14 protein-coding genes are annotated in these 17990 nt (G+C 73.5%); 6 read left to right on the top strand and 8 right to left on the bottom strand.

From position 1 onward, the window contains the following. Nucleotides 1-159 precede the first annotated feature (159 nt). Nucleotides 160-1434, top strand: coding sequence for a phosphodiester glycosidase family protein (locus ACH4SL_RS23425; protein ID WP_398448595.1), 1275 nt, complete (start codon nt 160-162; stop codon nt 1432-1434). Nucleotides 1435-1446: 12 nt separating this feature from the next. Here the strand turns inward: ACH4SL_RS23425 and ACH4SL_RS23420 are convergent, their stop codons facing one another. Further along, nucleotides 1447-2262, bottom strand: a complete 816-nt coding sequence (locus ACH4SL_RS23420) for a dienelactone hydrolase family protein (protein WP_398448593.1) — start codon at nt 2260-2262, stop codon at nt 1447-1449. A gap of 147 nt (nt 2263-2409) precedes the next feature. Between ACH4SL_RS23420 and ACH4SL_RS23415 the strand changes: the two genes are divergently transcribed. Next, nucleotides 2410-3276, top strand: coding sequence for a LysR family transcriptional regulator (locus ACH4SL_RS23415; protein ID WP_398448589.1), 867 nt, complete (start codon nt 2410-2412; stop codon nt 3274-3276). A 1-nt stretch (nt 3277) separates the two neighbouring features. Here the strand turns inward: ACH4SL_RS23415 and ACH4SL_RS23410 are convergent, their stop codons facing one another. Further along, nucleotides 3278-4639 (bottom strand): glycoside hydrolase family 3 N-terminal domain-containing protein, encoded by a 1362-nt coding sequence (locus ACH4SL_RS23410; protein WP_398448587.1) that lies wholly within the window; start codon nt 4637-4639, stop codon nt 3278-3280. Nucleotides 4640-4966: 327 nt separating this feature from the next. Here ACH4SL_RS23410 and ACH4SL_RS23405 point away from each other — a divergent pair, with 327 nt between their 5' ends. After that, the gene (locus tag ACH4SL_RS23405) at nt 4967-7645 is read left to right on the top strand and encodes a glycoside hydrolase family 9 protein (RefSeq protein WP_398448585.1); all 2679 of its coding nucleotides are present in this window, start codon (nt 4967-4969) and stop codon (nt 7643-7645) included. Nucleotides 7646-7945: 300 nt separating this feature from the next. Here the strand turns inward: ACH4SL_RS23405 and ACH4SL_RS23400 are convergent, their stop codons facing one another. From ACH4SL_RS23400 to ACH4SL_RS23390, 3 genes are all read right to left on the bottom strand, one after another. Beyond that, the gene (locus ACH4SL_RS23400) at nt 7946-9190 is read right to left on the bottom strand and encodes an RNA polymerase sigma factor (RefSeq protein WP_398448583.1); all 1245 of its coding nucleotides are present in this window, start codon (nt 9188-9190) and stop codon (nt 7946-7948) included. 7 nt (nt 9191-9197) lie between these two features. After that, nucleotides 9198-9533 (bottom strand): YciI family protein, encoded by a 336-nt coding sequence (locus ACH4SL_RS23395; protein ID WP_398448581.1) that lies wholly within the window; start codon nt 9531-9533, stop codon nt 9198-9200. A gap of 113 nt (nt 9534-9646) precedes the next feature. Then, a complete protein-coding gene (locus tag ACH4SL_RS23390; RefSeq protein WP_398448579.1) occupies nt 9647-10378 on the bottom strand; it encodes a YoaK family protein in 732 nt (243 codons plus the stop codon). Nucleotides 10379-10563: 185 nt separating this feature from the next. Here ACH4SL_RS23390 and ACH4SL_RS23385 point away from each other — a divergent pair, with 185 nt between their 5' ends. After that, nucleotides 10564-12141 carry an MFS transporter gene (locus ACH4SL_RS23385; protein WP_398448577.1) on the top strand — a complete coding sequence of 526 codons (1578 nt, stop codon included), beginning with the start codon at nt 10564-10566 and terminating at the stop codon, nt 12139-12141. 53 nt (nt 12142-12194) lie between these two features. Here the strand turns inward: ACH4SL_RS23385 and ACH4SL_RS23380 are convergent, their stop codons facing one another. The 3 genes from ACH4SL_RS23380 to ACH4SL_RS23370 form a co-directional block, all read right to left on the bottom strand. Continuing rightward, nucleotides 12195-13118: an RNA polymerase sigma factor SigF gene (locus tag ACH4SL_RS23380; protein ID WP_398448575.1), complete on the bottom strand. Its 924-nt coding sequence runs from the start codon at nt 13116-13118 to the stop codon at nt 12195-12197. Nucleotides 13119-13194: 76 nt separating this feature from the next. After that, nucleotides 13195-14178 carry an acetylxylan esterase gene (locus tag ACH4SL_RS23375; protein WP_398448573.1) on the bottom strand — a complete coding sequence of 328 codons (984 nt, stop codon included), beginning with the start codon at nt 14176-14178 and terminating at the stop codon, nt 13195-13197. Between the two features lie 357 nt (nt 14179-14535). Further along, nucleotides 14536-15096, bottom strand: coding sequence for a GNAT family N-acetyltransferase (locus ACH4SL_RS23370; protein ID WP_398448570.1), 561 nt, complete (start codon nt 15094-15096; stop codon nt 14536-14538). Between the two features lie 446 nt (nt 15097-15542). On the opposite strand from ACH4SL_RS23370, the gene glgA reads away from it, so the two are divergent. Both glgA and glgC read left to right on the top strand, forming a co-directional pair. Next, nucleotides 15543-16718: a glycogen synthase gene (glgA, locus tag ACH4SL_RS23365; RefSeq protein WP_398448568.1), complete on the top strand. Its 1176-nt coding sequence runs from the start codon at nt 15543-15545 to the stop codon at nt 16716-16718. 45 nt (nt 16719-16763) lie between these two features. Continuing rightward, on the top strand, nt 16764-17981 hold the full coding sequence (gene glgC / locus ACH4SL_RS23360; RefSeq protein WP_398448566.1) for a glucose-1-phosphate adenylyltransferase: 1218 nt from the start codon (nt 16764-16766) through the stop codon (nt 17979-17981). Nucleotides 17982-17990 lie beyond the last annotated feature (9 nt).

The raw sequence follows: 17990 nt of genomic DNA, 5'->3' as shown, positions 1-17990 counted from the left end.
ACGGTGCCGGTCGGCCGTACCGCCGGTCGGGTGCTTGTCGCGCCGTGGGCGATTGGTCACTGTAACGGCAGGAAAGTCAGATGAACGGAGGATCTGGGACGCGAGATCTCGGGCGCGAGGTCACCGCACGGGGGCGACGCGGACGGAGGACGGGAGCGGATGAGCCGGCAGACCACCGAGCCGCGGACGGAGGACCCGGGCGAACCGGGCGACAGCGGAGGGCCGGCCCCCGGGTCCGCGGAGCCGCCGCCCCGCCGGCGCCGGCGGCTGCTGCCGTGGAAGCACCGGCGCGACCTGACGCCCGAGCAGCTGCGCCGCCGCAGGCTCGTCACCCGCGGCCTGACCGGAACCTGCCTGGTCTGCACCGGCTGGCTCGGCTGGTCCGTCGGCCAGGCCCTCACCTACCCCGGCAAGGACAGCACCACCGCCCGGCTCGCCGAATGGGCGCGCGACCACGAACTCGGCTTCGTCGTCGACAAGCTGGAGGACGTGCAGTACAAGCTGCACCCGCCCAAGGTCGGCGGCGACCTGCCCGCCGACGCGCTGGCCCGGATGCAGGCCACCCAGCCGGCCGTGCCCACGCCCGCGCACCTCCCCTCCCAGCCCCTCGTCCCGCTGCACGCCCCGCTGCACCCGCCGGTCAGCCCCGCCCTCCCCGGCGAGGGCGTCTACCGCACCCTCGCCACCGCCCACGGCGAGCCGATCGTGCAGGGCACCTACGTCCGCCCGGACGGCGACCACACCTCGTACGAGGCGGCGGTCGCCTGGATCAGCGGCAAGCACAGCCGCTTCCAGCTGCACCCCGGCTTCCGCGAGCCCGGCGGCACCTTCGACGTGCCGCCCACCGTCCCCGAGGGGCAGCGCACCGGCCTGGTCGCCACCTGGAACGGCGGCTTCCGCATCACCGACGGCGGCTCCCGCGGCGGCTTCTACCTCGACGGCCGCACCGCGGGCGAGCTGCGCGACGGGGCCGCCTCCGAGGTCTTCTACCGCGACGGCTCGATGCGCATCGGCGTCTGGGGCCGCGACGTGACGATGACCCCCGAGGTCGTGGGCGTGCGCCAGTGCCTGGAGCTGATGGTCGACGACGGCCGTGTCGTCCCGGACATCGGCAACGACTCCAAGTGGGGCGTCAGCGACCAGAGCCGGATGTTCGTCCCCCGCTCCGGCGTCGGCGTCACCGCCGAGGGCGACATCGTCATGGTCGTCGGCCAGGCCCTCTCCGCCCGGACCCTCGCCGAACTGATGCAGCGCGCCGGCGCGGTCCGCGCGATGCCCCTCGACATGAACCGCGCCTGGCCCTCCTTCATGTCCTACGACGGCACCCGCACCCCCTCGAACCCGAAGCCCAGCAACATCCTCGACTTCGAGGACCCCCCGGACCGCTACTACACCCGGGCCACCCGCGACTTCGTCGCCGTCTACGCCCGCTGAGCTGAGCGGCTGTCAGGCCCGCGGGGCCAGGAAGGCCGCGATCCGGCGCCACGCGTCCTCGGCCGCCGCCGGGCGGTAGGTGTCGCGCTCGTCGGCGAGAAAGCCGTGCGGGGTGCCGGGGTAGACGACGACCTCGTGCGGCACGCCCGCCGAGGCGAGGCGCTCGCGGACCCGCGCGGTCTGCTCGGGCGTGGCCACGTGGTCGTCGGCGCCGGCCAGGTAGAGCACGCGGCAACCACCCCGGTCGGCGATCCGCGGGGTGAGGCCGAGCAGCGCCTCCGGGCGGCTCAGCGCGGTGCCGGGGGTGTCCAGCCAGCCCGGGTAGACCGCGGCGACGGCCGCGAGCGGGACCCGCGTCGCCGCGAACCACGCCAGGTGCCCGCCGAGGCTGAAGCCGGCCATCGACGGGAGCCCCCGGGTGTCCGGGCGCCGCTCCAGACGGTCGAGCACCGCCTCCAGGTCCGCGCCCACCTCCTCCCGGGTGAGCCGGCCGATCAGCTCCAGGCCGCGGGCCCGCCCCTCGGCGTCGGCGGTGCCGGAGTGGCCCGGGGCGGTGCGGTGGTAGAAGTCGGGCACGACGGCGAGCAGACCGAGACCGGCGAGCCGGTCGGCCACCCGGCGGATGTACGGCGTCACCCCGAACATCTCGAAGCCCACGACCACCGCGGGCCACGGCCCCTTCCCGGCGGGCCGGGCGACGTACACGGCCATCGGCCGCGCCGCCCCCGGTACGGCGACGGCGACGGACCCGCGGACCACCGCCCCCTGACCGGCGGCCGTTTCCTGCCGTACGGCCGCATCCTGCTGCATGACGGCTTCCTGCTCCATGACGGCGACTCCCCCTGGTACGGGCCTGCGTGACGCCTCCGAGTCTGCGGGCGGCGCCGCCGCCCGGTCCAAGACCCGTTCCGCCCGCGGCGATACCCTCGGGGCATCGCCGCGGGCAGAGCGCGGACGGGGGAGAGGCGGGGGCCCGTGGATCTCGACCTGCGCAAGGTGCGCTACTTCGTGGCCGTGGCCGAGCGGCTGCACTTCGGCCGCGCCGCCGAGGACCTGCTCATCGCGCAGCCCGCGCTCAGCCGGCAGATCCGCGCGCTGGAGCGGGAGCTGGGCGCCGAGCTGTTCGTCCGCGACAGCCACCGGGTGCGGCTCACCGCCGCGGGCGAGCGGCTGCTCGACGACGCGCGGCCGCTGCTCGCCGCCGCGGACGCGGCCCGCCGCCGGGCCGGGCGGGCGGCGCACGGGGCCGGGCGGCTGGTGGTGGGCTTCCGCAGCGGCATCCGGGTGACCGAGGCGGTACGCGACTTCGGCGCCGCGCACGGGGACGTCGCCGTGGAGGTGCGCCGCGTCGACTGGGACGACCAGGCCGCGGCCGTGCTGGACGGGCGCGTCGACGTGGCGTACGTCCGGCTGCCGGTCGTCGAGCCCGGGCTGGAGCTGACCCCGCTCTACGGCGAGCCGCGGATGGCGGCGCTCCCGGCGGGGCATCCGCTGGCCGCGAGCGGGGAGCTGACGGCCGCGCAGTGCGCGGCGCAGACCGAGATCCTGCACCTGTGCACCAACGCCGAGGCGTCCGGCCCGCGGCAGCCCCCGGCGGTGCGCACGGTCGAGGAGAAGCTGGAGTACGTGGCGGCGGGCCGCGGGCTGACGTACCTGCCGCGTTCCACGGCCCTGCTCCACCGCCGCCCCGACGTCGTCTACCGCCCGGTCACCGACCTGCCCGAGGACCGGGTGGCGCTGGCCCGCCCGGCGGGGGAGCCGGCGCCGCTCGCCGCGGCCTTCACCGCGGCGGCCCTGCGCGCGGCGGCCGCGGCCTTCGGCACGCGCTCCAGCCGCAGCTGAGCTAGCCGCAGCTGAGCAGGCCCACCTTCTGCTTGGCCGCCAGCACCCGCCGCACGCTGTCCGACACCGCGTTGGAGAGCGCCTTGTCCTTGGGCATCTGCGCGAGCACCGCCGAGGTCATCGGCGCGATGTCGGAGGCCTTGACGGTCAGCAGCAGGTTGCCGCCCGCCTTGAGGAAGTCCACCGCGCGCTCGGCCGGCGTGCGGTCGCTGACGGCGGTGGCCTGGCCGAGGTCGTCGGAGATGACCGCGCCCTTGAAGCCCAGCGAGTCGCGCAGCATGCCGCGGATCACCGTGGAGGAGAAGGCCGCCTGGTTGTGGGGGTCGATCTTGGAGTAGATCGCCGAGGACACCATCACGAAGGGCGCGCCCGCTGAGATCGCGCTGCGGAAGGGCTGGAGGTAGGCGTCGTTGCGGGTGGTGACGTCGTCGGTGACGCCGAGGGTGAAGTCGGTGTTGCCGGTGACCCGGCCGAGGCCCGGGAAGTGCTTGGGGCTGGCGAGCAGTCCCGCGTCCAGGGTGCCGCGCAGGAAGGCGGTGCTGTGGGTGGCGACCGCCGAGGGGTTGGTGCCGTACTCGCGCTGGAGCTTGCCGATGGGCGCGTTGACATTGGTCAGGTCGGGCGGCACGGTGTCGGCGACGGGCGCGAGGTTCATCGTGACGCCCGCCGACTTCAGCTCCTTCGACCATTTCTCGGCGTCCTTCTGCAAGGTGGCCGCCGGGAGCTTGCCCTGGTCGACGGCGGTCGGGATGCTGCTGAAGCCGGGGCCGTTCAGCACCTGGACCTGGCCGCCCTCCTGGTCGGTGGAGATCAGCATGCCGACCTTGGCGCCCTTGACCGAGGGCGCGAGCTTGCGCACCTGGTCGGTGACCCGCTTGACGGCCGCGGTGCCGGAATTGGTGTGCCCCATCAGGAAGACCGAGCCGACGCGGCCCGCGGTGATCGCGCTCGACTGCGCGGAGGTCATGCCGGTGCTGGTGACGGAGGTCATGAAGAGCTGGCCGACCTGCTGTGTCCGGCTCATCCCGGCGACCGCCTTGTCGACGCAGCTCGCGGGCTTGCCGGTGGCGGGCGGCGGCGCGGCGGTCTTCGACGGCGACGCCGAGGTGGTGGTGGGCGCCGGGGTGGTGGTCGTCGGGGTGGCCGAGGCGGGGGAGGAGGTCGTCGCCGTGGTCGTCGAGCTGCTTCCGGACGAGCCGGAGCCGTCGCCGCACGCGGCCAGCCCGGTGGTGGCGGTGGCGATCAGGCCCAGGACGAGTCCGGTGCCGCGCAGCCCGGGACGGCGTGGCGGACGGTGCCCGCCGCGGGTTCCGGGCGCGCGGCGGGCGCGCGGGGCGGCGGGGCTGGGGGTCGGCTGGCGCACGGCGGGACCTCACACCTCATCGGTCGTCGTCCGGCGGGGCCGGACGGCTGCGGCTGCTGCTTCTTCCGCTCCTCCCGCCGCCCGGGACACCCGTCCTCCCGGGCGGCGGGAAGAAAAACCCTCGTGAGTTGATCATCCTGCCCCGCCCTTCCGCTTCCCGCATCCCCTGCGCCGCCGTACGCACACTTCTTGACGGTGCGCGAGCTGCGGGGCCAGCATGTGGGAGCGCTCCCATGGGCGGGTGGGCGGCTGACGACTCCCGGTCGGCCGCACACCCGCCCCCGGGCGCGTTCCCCCCACCACGACCATGCCCTCCCAGGAGGACGCGTGCCCAGAACCCGCGTGCCCCGCAGAACCGGCAAACCCCTCTCCCTGCGAAGCGCCGCCCGCCGCGCCCGTACCGCGGCGGTCACCGCCGCGGCCGCGCTGCTGCCGCTCACCATGGCGGCCACCGCCGGAGCCCCCGCGGCCCACGCCGCCGCTCCGGCCGCCGCACCCGCCGCCGCGGGGAGCTACAACTACGCCGAGGCGCTCCAGGACTCGATGCTCTTCTACGAGTCGCAGCGCTCCGGCAAGCTCCCCGCGGACAACCGCGTCACCTGGCGCGGCGACTCCGACCTCACCGACGGCGCCGACGCCGGCCTGGACCTGACCGGCGGCTACCACGACGCCGGCGACGAAGTGAAGTTCGGCTTCCCGATGGCCTTCTCGATGACCATGCTCGGCTGGGGCGGCATCGACGAGGCGTCCGGCTACGCCAAGAGCGGCCAGGACACCTACCTGCTGCGCAACCTGCGCTGGGGCGACGACTGGCTGCTCAAGGCGCACCCGTCGGCCAACGTCCTCTACGGACAGGTGGGCGACGGCGGCAGCGACCACTCCTTCTGGGGCCCGCCCGAGGCCAACCCCTCGCCGCGCCCCTCGTTCAAGATCGACGCCTCCTGCCCCGGCTCCGACCTCGCGGGCGAGGCCGCGGCGGCCCTCGCGTCCTCGTCCATGGTCTTCAAGCAGAGCGACGCCGCCTACTCGGCCACCCTGCTGGCCAACGCCAAGCAGCTCTACACCTTCGCCGACACCTACCGCGGCACGTACGACAAGTGCATCACCGCCGCCCAGGGCTACTACAACTCCTGGAGCGGCTACTGGGACGAGCTGGTCTGGGGCGCGCTGTGGCTCTACCGCGCCACCGGCGACAGCACGTACCTGACGAAGGCGGAGACGTACTACGCGCAGCTGCCCAAGATGAACCAGACCACCACGCCCGAGTACAACTGGACGCTCGCGTGGGACGACAAGTCCTACGGCGACTACGTGCTGCTCGCCGAACTCACCGGCAAGCAGACGTACATCGACGACGCCGAGCGCTGGCTCGACTGGTGGACCACCGGCGTGAACGGCCAGAAGGTGAGCTACTCGCCGGGTGGTGAGGCCTTCCTCGACACCTGGGGCTCGCTGCGCTACTCGTCCAACACCGCCTTTGCCGCGCTGCAGTTCTCCGACTGGCTCACCGCGCAGGGCAGGGACGCAGTCAAGGCGCAGACCTACCACGACTTCGGCGCCCGGCAGATCGACTACGTCCTCGGCGACAACCCGCTGAAGGAGAGCTACGAGATCGGCTTCACCAACTCCGGCAAGAACACCAAGTGGCCGCAGAACCCGCACAGCAGGGCCGCGCACGGCTCCTGGTCGCAGTCCATGACCGAACCGGCCGCCACCCGGCACCTCGACTACGGCCTGCTGGTCGGCGGCCCCGGCTCGGCGGACGACGGCTTCTCCGACGAGCGCTCCAACTACGGCGAGACGGAAGGCGCGCTGGACTACAACGCGGGCTTCTCCGGCGCGCTGGCCGCTCTCACCGACGAGTACGGCGGCAGCCCGCTGGCGAACTTCCCGCCCAAGGAGACCCCGGACGGGCCCGAGGAATTCCTCCAGGCCGCGGTCAACGCGTCCGGCACGAACTTCTACGAGCTGAAGGTGCAGGTGGTCAACAAGTCCGGCTGGCCCGCCCGGCACCTCACGCACGGCAGCTTCCGCTACTACTTCACCCTCGACCCGGGCACCAGCCCCTCGCAGGTCACCCTGTCCTCGGCGTACAACCAGTGCTCGGCGCCGACCGGGCCGACGCAGTTCTCCGGCAGCGTCTACTACGTGACGGTCAGCTGCGAGGGCCAGGACATCGCGCCCGCCGGGCAGTCGGCCTTCCACCGTGAGGTGCAGTTCCGGCTGAGCTTCCCCGGGGCGCACGACCCCACCAAGGACTGGTCCTACCAGGGCGTCTCCACCACGCCCGGCTCCACCCCGGTCACCGTGAACGACATGGTGCTCTACGACGGCTCCACCGCCGTGTGGGGCACCGCGCCCAGCGGCGACGGCGGGACCCCGCCGGCCACCACCCCGCCGGGCGCGCCCGGCAAGCCCACCGCCTCCGCGGTCGCCGGCTCGTCGGTCACCCTGACCTGGCCCGCCGCCACCCCCGGGAGCCTGCCGCTGGCCGGTTACCAGGTCTACTCCGGGTCCACGCTGCTCGCCACCACCACGGCGACGAGCTACACCGTCACCGGCCTGACGCCGGGCACGCCGTACACCTTCACGGTCAAGGCCGTCGACACCGCGGGGAACGCCTCGGCGGCCTCCCCCTCGGTGACGGTCACGACCACCACGACCGGCACCCCGCCGGGCGGCGGTACGGGCGCGGCCTGCACGGCCGTCTACAAGGTGACCAACTCCTGGTCCGGCGGCCTCCAGGCGGACGTGCTGGTCACCAACACCGGCTCGGCCGCGCTGAACGGCTGGACGCTGACCTTCACCTTCGGCGGCGACCAGCAGGTCGGCAGCGGCTGGAGCGGCACCTTCACGCAGTCCGGCCAGAAGGTCACGGTGACCAACCCGTCCTGGGCGCCCTCGCTCCCGGCGGGCGGCACGGTCGACCCGGGCTTCACGGCCACCTACTCCGCGAGCAACGCGGCCCCCACGGGCTTCGCCCTCAACGGGGTGGCCTGCACCTGAGTTGCCCGTAGGCCCGACAACTCCTCCGCGGCGAGCGCTCCCCCGCTCGCCGCGGTGGGCTCCGCCGGGGGCGTGGGAGCGCCACGGGGTGCTTTGTGCGATGGTCTTTGCGATCGTCCCACCGTCGTGGCTGATCGCGCCGTTCCCCGCGCCCCTGCGGGGCGCCGCACCGGCCGCGCCGGGTGAGCGTCTGCCAGGGGCGCGGGGAACTGCGCCGCCGGCCACGACGCGCGGAAGACCGCGGAGATCACCGCACGGGGCAGCCCGGGGCGCCGGGCGGGCGGCCGCGCAGGGGCCCCGTCACCCCAGCGACGCCAGGCGGCGGGCCAGGAAGCGGCGCTCCGCCTCCGTCGGGGCCAGATCCAGGGCCGCGCGGTAGGCGGCGGCTGCCTCCGCCGGGCGGTCCAGGCGGCGCAGGAGGTCCGCGCGGGTCGCGGGGAGCAGGTGGTAGCCCGCGAGTGCGCCGGACGCGTCGAGGGCGTCCGCCAGGGCCAGCCCGGCCGCCGGGCCCTGCGCCATGGCGACGGCCACCGCCCGGTTGAGCTCGACGACCGGCCCCGGCGCCATCCGGGCCAGCTCCCCGTACAGCCCGGCGATCTGCGCCCAGTCCGTGGCCTGCGGCTTCTCCGCCTCCGCGTGGCACGCGGCGATCGCGGCCTGCACCTGGTAAGGGCCGGGCCGCCGGTGGCCGAGGGCCGCCTCCAGGACGGCGGTGCCCTCGGCGATGCGCTGCCGGTCCCAGCGCGAGCGGTCCTGCTCCTCCAGCGGCACCAGATCCCCGGCGGCGTCGGTCCTGGCGGCCGCCCGGGCGTCGTGCAGCAGCATCAGCGCCAGCAGCCCCGCCGCCTCCGGCTCCCCGGGCAGCAGCCCGGCGAGCAGCCGGGCGAGCCGGATCGCCTCCGCGGTGACGCGCTGCTGGTCGGGACCCGCGGCCCCGGGCGCGTAACCGGCGTTGAAGAGCAGGTAGAGGATGGCCAGCACCGCCTCGGTGCGCTCGGGCAGCAGCTCCGGCGGGGGCACCCGGAAGGGGATCCCGGCGTTCCTGATCTTGTTCTTGGCGCGGGTCAGCCGCTGCGCCATCGTGCCCTCGGGCACCAGGAACGCGCGGGCGATCTCCGCGGTGGTGAGCCCGGTCAGGGTCCGCAGGGTGAGCGCGACCTGCGCGGGCAGCGGCAGCGCGGGGTGGCAGCAGGTGAAGACCAGCCGCAGCCGGTCGTCGGGCAGCCCGTCGTCCCCGTCGAGCGCCTCGGATCCGGCGTCCGGCGGCCCGGGTTCGAGCCGGGCCGCCTGACGCAGCTTGACGCTCTCGTTGGCGGCCCGGCGCAGCAGGTCCAGCGCCCGGTTGCGGGCGGTGGTGGTCAGCCAGGCGCCCGGACTGCGCGGCACCCCGTCGCGCGGCCAGCGCTCCAGCGCGCGCTCGAACGCGTCCTGCGCGCACTCCTCCGCGAGGTCCCAGTCGCCGGTCTGCCCGATCACCGCCGCCACGACCCGGCCCCACTCCTGGGACCAGGCCGCGGCGACGGCCTCCTTCACCGCGTCGCGCACGCCGGCCTCAGTCCGTCCAGAACGGCCGGACCTCGACCATGCCGAACTTCGCCACCGGGTGCTCGGCCGCGACCGCGATGGCCTCGTCCAGGTCGGCGCACTCGATGATGTCGAAGCCCGCCATCTGCTCCTTCGTCTCGGCGTAGGGCCCGTCGGTGACGAGCCGGGAGCCGTTCCTGACCCGTACGGTCGTGGCGTCCTCCGAGGACCGGGTCCGGTTGCCGTCCAGCCGCACCCCGCGCCGCGTCATCTCCTCGACCCACGGCTCGGCGTCCAGCTCCTCGGGCGTCGCCCCCGGAAAGCCCTCGGCGGTCTCCTGGCAGATCAGCAGCAGGTACTTCATGGCACATCTCCTCGTCCGCGGTTCGCGACCGTGCTCCATGGTGCCCGGTCACCCTCACGACGATCGGCAACCCCCCGGATGTACATCCCGCGCCGGATCCGGCCGGTCTTTTTTCAGGAGGCCGTCCAGCCCCCGGCGGTGCGCCGGGAGGGCAGGAGCGCGGCGCTGACCGCGGCGAGGACGGCCGCGGCCACCGGGAGCGGCAGCGCCTGCCCGGAGTGCCCGACGAGGGCGGCGCCGGCCAGCGCGCCCGCGAACATCGCCGCCGCCGACAGCAGCCGGCTGCCGGCCTTGGCGTCCGGGCCGCCCGCGAGGCGGCCGTCCGCGGCCATGCCGGTGATCGTCATCGTCAGGACGGTGGTCGTCAGGTCCGGTACGGCCAGCCGCCGCACCACCGCGTTCTGCCCGCCCATCGCGAGGCCCAGCAGCACGATCAGCGCCGCCCGCACACCCCCGCGCGCGGGCAGGTCCGCGGCGGCCGCGACCGCCCACGCCGCCAGCACCAGGGCGGTCTGCGCGGCGCAGACGGCGAGCAGCAGCCGCCCGCGGTGCGCCGGCAGCGCGCGGGCCAGCCGCCCGCCCAGCAGCGCCCCGGCGGCGAAGGCGGCGAGCGCGAGCAGCGAGGCGGTGAGCGAGAAGCCGCTCGCGCCGGCGAGCGCGAAACCCAGGAAGACGACGTTGCCGGTCATGTTCGCCACGAAGACATGGCCGAGGACGAGATAGCTGAAGGCGTCCACCAGCCCCGTGACCAGGGTGAGCGCGAGCAGCAGCGGCGGCAGCGGGCCGTGCGGTCCCGCGGGGCGCGGGACGAGTGTGTCGCGGGCTTCGCGGAGCAGCGGGTGCACGGCGGGCGGGCCTCCTGGGCGTGGCGGACGGCGTACGGGACAGACGTACCCACCAGGGCGGCGCCGGCGCAACCACACCGCGCGCGGCGGTGGCGGATCACCCCCACGGGGTGCTCCCCGCCGGGCGTGGCGGCCGCGCCGGGAACGCCGCCCGGTGTGAGACTTGCGAGGCGGAGGTGATCTTCATGCCCGGATCGGCGGCCGGATCTGCGGACGCAGCGGCGTCCGGCGAGGAGCGCGGCAGGGAGCCGGGGAAGGCGGACACGCCGGTGCCCGGCGGCGGCGGGGAGTCCGGTGACACCGTCACCACGGACGTGCCCGCGCGGCTCGACCGGCTGCCGTGGTCGCGCTGGCACTGGATGATCGTGATCGGGCTCGGCACCGTCTGGATCCTGGACGGTCTGGAGGTCACCACTGTCGGCAACATCGCGGGCCGGATCGCCGAGCCCGGCAGCGGCCTGTCGGTGACGGCGTCCCAGATCACCGGTATCGCCGCGGCGCTGTACGTCGCGGGCGCGTGCTCGGGCGCGCTGTTCTTCGGCTGGCTGACCGACCGCTTCGGCCGCAAGAAGCTCTTCATGATCACGCTCGCGGTGTATCTGAGCGCCACCGCGATGACCGCGCTGTCCTTCCAGCCCTGGTGGTTCTTCACCTTCCGCTTCCTGACCGGCTTCGGCATCGGCGGCGAGTACGCGGCGATCAACTCCGCGATCGACGAGCTGATCCCCTCCCGCTTCCGCGGCCGGGTCGACCTCATCATCAACGGCAGCTACTGGCTGGGTGCGATCGGCGGCTCGCTGCTGTCCATCGTCATGCTCAACACCAGCATCTTCCCCAAGGACGTCGGCTGGCGGCTGACCTTCGCGCTCGGCGTCGTCCTCGGCCTGGTGATCATGCTGGTGCGCCGCCATGTGCCGGAGAGCCCGCGCTGGCAGTTCATCCACGGCCACGGCGACGAGGCGAACGGGCTGGTCGCGGACGTCGAGAAGGAGATCGAGGGGGAGAAGCACGAGAAGCTGCCGAAGGCGGCCGGGCGGATCACCATCCACCAGCGGGCGAGCATCGGCTTCGGCATCATCGCCCGGACCGTCTTCACCCGCTATCCGCGGCGCGCGGTGCTCAGCCTGTCGCTCTTCGTCGGCCAGGCCTTCCTCTACAACGCCATCACCTTCGGCTTCGGCAACATCCTGACCACCTTCTTCGGCGTGGGGACGGGCGACACCGGCTACTACTTCGCGGTGATCGCGGCGGGCAACTTCCTGGGCCCGCTGCTGCTCGGCCACCTCTTCGACACCGTCGGGCGGCGCGTCATGATCTCGTCGACGTACCTGCTGTCCGGCGTGCTGCTGTTCGGCACCGCCTGGCTCTTCGACCGCGGCTCGCTGAACGCCACGACGATGACGGCGTGCTGGTGCGTGGTGCTGTTCTTCGCCTCGGCGGGTGCGAGCAGCGCGTATCTGACGGTCTCCGAGATCTTCCCGATGGAGACCCGGGCGATGGCGATCGCCTTCTTCTACGCGATCGGCACCGCGGCGGGCGGTATCAGCGGCCCGCTGGTCTTCGCCGACCTGACGAAGTCGGGCGTGGTCTCCGACACCGTCACCGCGTTCGTCATCGGCGCCTCGCTGATGTGCGCGGCCGGTCTGGTCGCGGCCTTCCTGGCGGTCAAGGCCGAGCGCCGGTCGCTGGAGGACATCGCCACCCCGCTGTCCCAGACGTCGTCCTCCTCCTCCGGAACGACCCCGGCCGCCGGCCGCGCCTGAGGCGCGGACCGGCGGCCGGAAGGAGGCCTGGGCCGGGGTGCTGGATCCCCGGCCTAGTCCTGGGCGAGCAGCCCGGCCCGCAGCCGGGCGATCGTGCGGCTGAGCAGCCGGGAGACGTGCATCTGCGAGCAGCCCAGCCGCTCGCCGATCTCCGCCTGCGTCAGCTCCTGGCCGAAGCGCAGTTGCAGCAGCAGCCTGCTGCGCTCCGGCAGCTGCTCGATGAGCGGGGCCAGCGCGTGGAAGTCCTCGAAGAGGTCGAGCGCCGGATCGCACTCGCCGAAGGTCTCGCCGAGGGTGCGGCCCTCGCTGTCGGAGGAGGTGTCGGTGTCGGAGTAGGGGGTGTCGATGGAGCCCGCGGTGTAGCCGTTGGCGGCCACCAGACCCTCGATGACCTCGTGCTCCGACAGGTCCAGGTGCTCGGCCAGCTCCCCGACGGTCGGGTCGCGGTCCAGCCGCAGCGCCAGCGCCTCCTTGGCCTTGCTCAGCTCCACCCGCAGTTCCTGCAGCCGCCGCGGTACGTGCACGGCCCAGCTGGTGTCGCGGAAGAAGCGCTTCATCTCCCCGACGATGTAGGGCACCGCGAAGGTGGTGAACTCCGTCTCCCGGGAGAGGTCGAAGCGGTCGATCGCCTTGATCAGGCCGATCGTGCCGACCTGGACGATCTCCTCGTGGTCGGTGGCCGGGCGGTTGCGGTAGCGCGCGGCGGCGAAGTACACCAGCGAGAGGTTCATCTCGATCAGGGTGTTGCGCGCGTACGCGTACTCCGGCGTGCCCTCCTCCATCTCCTGGAGGCGGTCGAAGAACAGCTTGGACAGGACCCGCGCGTCCTGCGGGGCCATCGCCGAGGGATCGTCGACAAAGGGCAGCCCTCCGGTGGCCGCCTGGGATCCTTGCGGCCACCGTACGTCCTGCTGCGGCGCCTTCGTCGCCGTCGCCGTCGTGTCCGTGCTTCGGGTCTGTTCCAGGTATGCGGTCACTTCATCGCCCCATTCGTACGACTGATGGCGTACCACCTGCCCCGGAAACGGCGGAGCATGCAATCTTTTTCGGCCGCTACTCCGGCTTGGGGTCGGCCAAGCGCTCGGGGAGCCAACTCAGTTGCACGGCCTGCTGGTCGGCGCCGCCGCCCTCGTGGCCGTTGAAGTCGTAGACCTCGATCTGCTTGTCCCGGCCCGCGTAGGCGTTGAAGGCCGCGAAGACGGTGGAGGGCGGGCAGACCTCGTCCTCCAGCGCGGTCGAGAAGAGCGCGGGCGCCCGGCCGCGGGCGGCGAAGTGCACCCCGTCGAAGTACGCCAGGGTCTCCAGCGCCTTGGCCCGGCGGGTGCGGTGCACCGACAGATACCGGCCGACCTCCCGGTAGGGCAGCTCGTCGGTGACCGTGATCGCGCGCGGGAAGTCGCACAGGAAGGGCACGTCGGGCATGACCGCCGCGAGGTCCGGCACCAGGCCGCCGACCGCCGCGGTGATGCCGCCGCCCTGGCTCACCCCGGCCGCGACCGTACGGGAGGCGTCGGCCAGCGGGTGGGAGCGGGCGGCCTCGACGGCGCGCACCGCGTCGGTGAAGACCCGGCGGTAGTAGAAGTCGTAGGGGTCCTCGATGCCGCGGGTCAGGAAGCCGGGGGTGGCCGGGGCGCTGCCGACCGGGTCCTCGGTGTCGCCGACCGACCAGCCGCCGCCCTGGCCGCGGGTGTCCATCACGAAGTGCGCGTAGCCGGCCGAGGCCCACAGCAGATGGCTGTGCGCCCGGCCGCGCCCGCCGCCGTAGCCGATGAACTCCACGATCACCGGCAGCGGTTCCGTGGTGCCGGCGGGCAGCGTGAACCAGCCCTTGACCGGGTGGCCGCCGAAGCCGGCGAAGGTCACGTCGTAGGTGTCGACGGTGGTCAGCCCGGTCTGCACCGGTTCGAAGACGGCCGCCAGGTCGTGCTGCCGCGCCTGGCCGAGGGTGTCGGCCCAGAACTGGTCGAAGTCCGCGGGTTCGACGGAACTGCTGCGCCGTTCGCGGAGCTGGTCGAGCGGCAGGTCGAACAGGGCCATGGGACGTCCTTCTTGCTGGGCAGCGGGTCGATCACCCACACGGTACGTCCTGATCGGCCTGTACAGAAGCCCCTGCTCAACCGGTTGACGCAGGTAGGGCGGGGTGGGACGGCCGGACGCCTCCGCCAGGCGCGGCGCCGTCGGAGAGGGCCGGCCGCCCCGATCGTGCCAGTACGGCAGGAAAGACCGGAACAGCCGGGATTCCCGGAAAGGCCGGGTGAGCAGGATCTGCGCGGCCGCTGCCGCGGTCCGGCGCGGGTCAGCGCTCGGCGCCGCCGCTGCCGGCGGGCCGGCCGCGGCCCGGGTCGGTTGTGCAGCCGCCCTTGCGGCAGTTCACGTCGGGGCAGGACAAGGTGGTCACCTCTTCTCCGCGAGGTCGTCGGGCACACAGTCGAACAGCAGCTTGTCCACCCGCCTGCCGTGCCACAGGGCGGCGTTGCGCAGCCGTCCGGCGGCCCGGAATCCCGCCTTCACGTAGGCGTTCACCGCGGGGGTGTGGGGGGCGGGCACCTGGAGCCACACCGAGTCCAGCGACGCGATGGCGAACGCCCACTCCAGGGTCAGGGCGGTGGCCTCGGCCGCGTATCCCCGGCCGCGCTGCTCCGGGGCGATCACCAGGATGAATTCTGCGTTGTTGACGGACTGGTCGACGCTGAGCGCGGCTGTGCCGACCGGTGTCGCGCTCCGCGTGTGGAGGAGTTCGAAGAGCTGGTAGTGAGCCGACGTGTGGGCGGAGTGGAAGCGCGCCTGGAAGACCTCCCAGGACACCGGCCAGCGGGCCCCGAAACCGACGACGGTCGCCGGGTCCGTCTCCCACCGGTGGTATTCCTGCATCATCTCTTCCCTCGCCAGTGCCAGTGCCAACCGGCTGCCGGCGCGCAGCGGTAGGGGTGCGGTCGGTGTGGTGTCGGTCGTCACGTCCTGTCTCTCCTACGTGTGCCCGTGCTACGGGGGTTGCAGCCGTCCATAAAGCGTCAATCCGGCGAGCCCTGGTGCGGACCAGATCCGGCGAACTGTACGTGTGTGCGGGCGTTGTGTGCTTAGCCCACGCACCGGTGCGGTCGCACAACGCGACCGGTGCGCACGGACGGTCGAACCGCACATCACAGCAGTCGCTGCCGTGGCCTGACACCCCATCACCTGTCACCGCCCTGGGTGACACCTTGCGAACCGGTTCACATGCCGGACTCCGGACAGGCCGTGAAGGCATGGCCGAAACCCGTACCCGCCGCCGCCCGCCACACCGGAACGCCCTGCCGCGGTAGCGGGGCCCGGATCGGGGAAGGGACAGGGCACGGAAGGGGCCGCGGGGCCGCCGCACTGCGCGGCCCCGCGGCCCGGGAGTGTCGGAGCGGGAGGCACCGGTGAAGGTCGGGCTGCTGACCCGGGAGTATCCGCCGGAGGTCTACGGCGGTGCCGGGGTGCACGTGGAGTTCCTCGCCAGTCAGTTGCGCACGCTGGTCGACGTCGAGGTGCACTGCTGGGGCGATGCGGTCGAAGGCGACCGGGACGCCGGCGTGGTCAGGCACCGCGCCCCCGCGTCGCTGGACGGCGCCAACGACGCGCTGCGCACCTTCGGTATCGACCTGGCCATGGCCGCCGGCCTCCAGGGCCGCGACCTGCTGCACTCGCACACCTGGTACGCCGGGCTCGCCGGGCACCTCGGCAAGCTGCTGCACGGTGTGCCGCACGTCGTCACCGCGCACTCGCTGGAGCCGCTGCGGCCGTGGAAGGCCGAGCAGCTCGGCGGCGGCTACGCCCTGTCGAGCTGGGCGGAGCGCACCGCGATGGAGTCCGCGGACGCGGTGGTCGCGGTGTCCGACGGGATGCGCCGCGACATCCTGTCCTGCTACCCCGCGCTCGGGCCCGACCGCGTCCACGTCATCCGCAACGGCATCGACACCGGCGCCTACCGCCCCGACGAGCGCACCGACGTCCTGCGCCGCATCGGCATCGACCCGGCGCGGCCGTACGTGCTCTTCGTCGGCCGCATCACCCGGCAGAAGGGCGTACCGCACCTGCTGCGCGCCGCCCGCGCGCTGGATCCCGCGGTGCAGCTCGTGCTGTGCGCCGGCGCGCCCGACACGCCCGCGCTCGACCGGGAGTTCCGCGCGCTGTTCGACGAGCTGAACGCGGTGCGCGACGGGGTGCACTGGATCCCGGCGATGCTGCCGCGCCCGGCGGTGGTGCAGCTGCTCAGCCACGCCGCGGTCTTCGCGTGCCCGTCCGTCTACGAGCCGCTGGGCATCGTCAACCTGGAGGCGATGGCGTGCGGCACCGCCGTGGTCGCCTCGGCCGTCGGCGGTATCCCGGAGGTCGTCGAGCACGGCGCCACCGGGCTGCTGGTGCCCTACGACGAGCAGCATCCCGAGGAGTTCGAGGCAGGCCTCGCGGCCGCGCTCGGCGAGCTGACCGCCGACCCCGCGCGGGCGGCCGCGCTCGGCGCGGCGGGCCGCGAACGCGCGGTCGGGGAGTTCGGCTGGGACACCGTCGCCCGCCGGACCGCGGAGCTGTACGGGCAGGTGCTGGACGCCGCGTAGCGCCAGGCGATGCGGCGGGGCGGAAGACGACCCAAGGGGGACGCGATGCGCGGTGGACCTTCGGTGCTCGGCATAGTGCTGGCGGGCGGCGCCGGGAAGCGGCTGATGCCGCTGACCGCCGACCGCGCCAAGCCGGCGGTGACCTTCGGCGGTACGTACCGCCTGGTGGACTTCGTGCTGTCCAACCTCGTCAACGGCGAGGTCATGCGGATCTGCGTGCTGACGCAGTACAAGTCGCACTCGCTGGACCGCCATGTGACCACCACCTGGCGGATGTCCAGCCTGCTGGGCAACTACGTGACGCCGGTGCCCGCGCAGCAGCGGCTCGGCCCGCGCTGGTACCTGGGCAGCGCCGACGCGATCCTGCAGTCGCTCAACCTGGTGTACGACGAGCAGCCCGACTACATCGCCGTCTTCGGCGCCGACCACGTCTACCGCATGGACCCGCGGCAGATGCTCGCCCAGCACCTGGAGCACGGCGCCGGCGTCACCGTCGCCGGCATCCGGGTGCCGCGCGCCGACGCGTCGTCCTTCGGGGTCATCACACCCGCCGCGGACGGGATCGCGGTGGAGCGCTTCCTGGAGAAGCCCGCCGACCCGCCCGGCCTGCCCGGCGACCCGGACCGGGTCTTCGCCTCGATGGGCAACTACCTCTTCACCACCAAGACGCTCGTCGACGCGCTGCACGCGGACGCCGAGGACCCGCAGTCGGTGCACGACATGGGCGGCAGCATCCTGCCCCGGCTGACCGCGGCCGGTGTGGCGCAGGTCTACGACTTCGACACCAACCACGTGCCCGGCGAGACCCCCCGCGACCACGGCTACTGGCGCGACGTCGGCACCCTGGACGCCTACTACGACGCCCATATGGACCTCATCTCCGACCAGCCGGCCTTCAACCTGGACAACCGCAAGTGGCCCATCTACACCCACCCCGGCCAGCTGGCGCCCGCGAAGATCGCCGCGGGCGGCATCGTGGGGGAGTCGGTCATCAGCCCCGGCTGCGTCATCCGCGGCCAGGTCACCCGCTCGGTGCTGTCGCCCGGCGTCGTCGTGGACGCGGGCGCGGTGGTGCAGGGCTCGGTGCTGCACGACGCGGTGCGGGTCGGCCGCGGCGCGATCGTGCGCGGGGCGGTGCTTGACAAGAACGTCGACGTGCCGCCGGGCGCCGTGATCGGTGTGAACCCCGACCGCGACCGCGAGCTCTACACGGTGTCCGCGGCCGGGGTCATCGCGCTCGGGAAGGGGCAGCGGGTGGGGTGACGCGTCCGG

The organism is Streptomyces sp. NPDC021020 (assembly GCF_044333285.1).
GTDB lineage: Bacteria > Actinomycetota > Actinomycetes > Streptomycetales > Streptomycetaceae > Actinacidiphila.
Note: the sequence above shows the minus strand (reverse complement) of the source record. Positions and strands in the feature narration are given on the sequence as shown.

Excerpts from the sequence above, each read along its gene's own strand:
- ACH4SL_RS23425 (WP_398448595.1), top strand. The coding sequence starts at position 160 with ATGAGCCGGCAGACCACCGAGCCGCGGACGGAGGACCCGGGCGAACCG.
- ACH4SL_RS23420 (WP_398448593.1), bottom strand. The coding sequence starts at position 2,262 with ATGGAGCAGGAAGCCGTCATGCAGCAGGATGCGGCCGTACGGCAGGAA.
- ACH4SL_RS23395 (WP_398448581.1), bottom strand. The coding sequence starts at position 9,533 with ATGAAGTACCTGCTGCTGATCTGCCAGGAGACCGCCGAGGGCTTTCCG.
- ACH4SL_RS23385 (WP_398448577.1), top strand. The coding sequence starts at position 10,564 with ATGCCCGGATCGGCGGCCGGATCTGCGGACGCAGCGGCGTCCGGCGAG.
- ACH4SL_RS23375 (WP_398448573.1), bottom strand. The coding sequence starts at position 14,178 with ATGGCCCTGTTCGACCTGCCGCTCGACCAGCTCCGCGAACGGCGCAGC.
- glgC (WP_398448566.1), top strand. The coding sequence starts at position 16,764 with ATGCGCGGTGGACCTTCGGTGCTCGGCATAGTGCTGGCGGGCGGCGCC.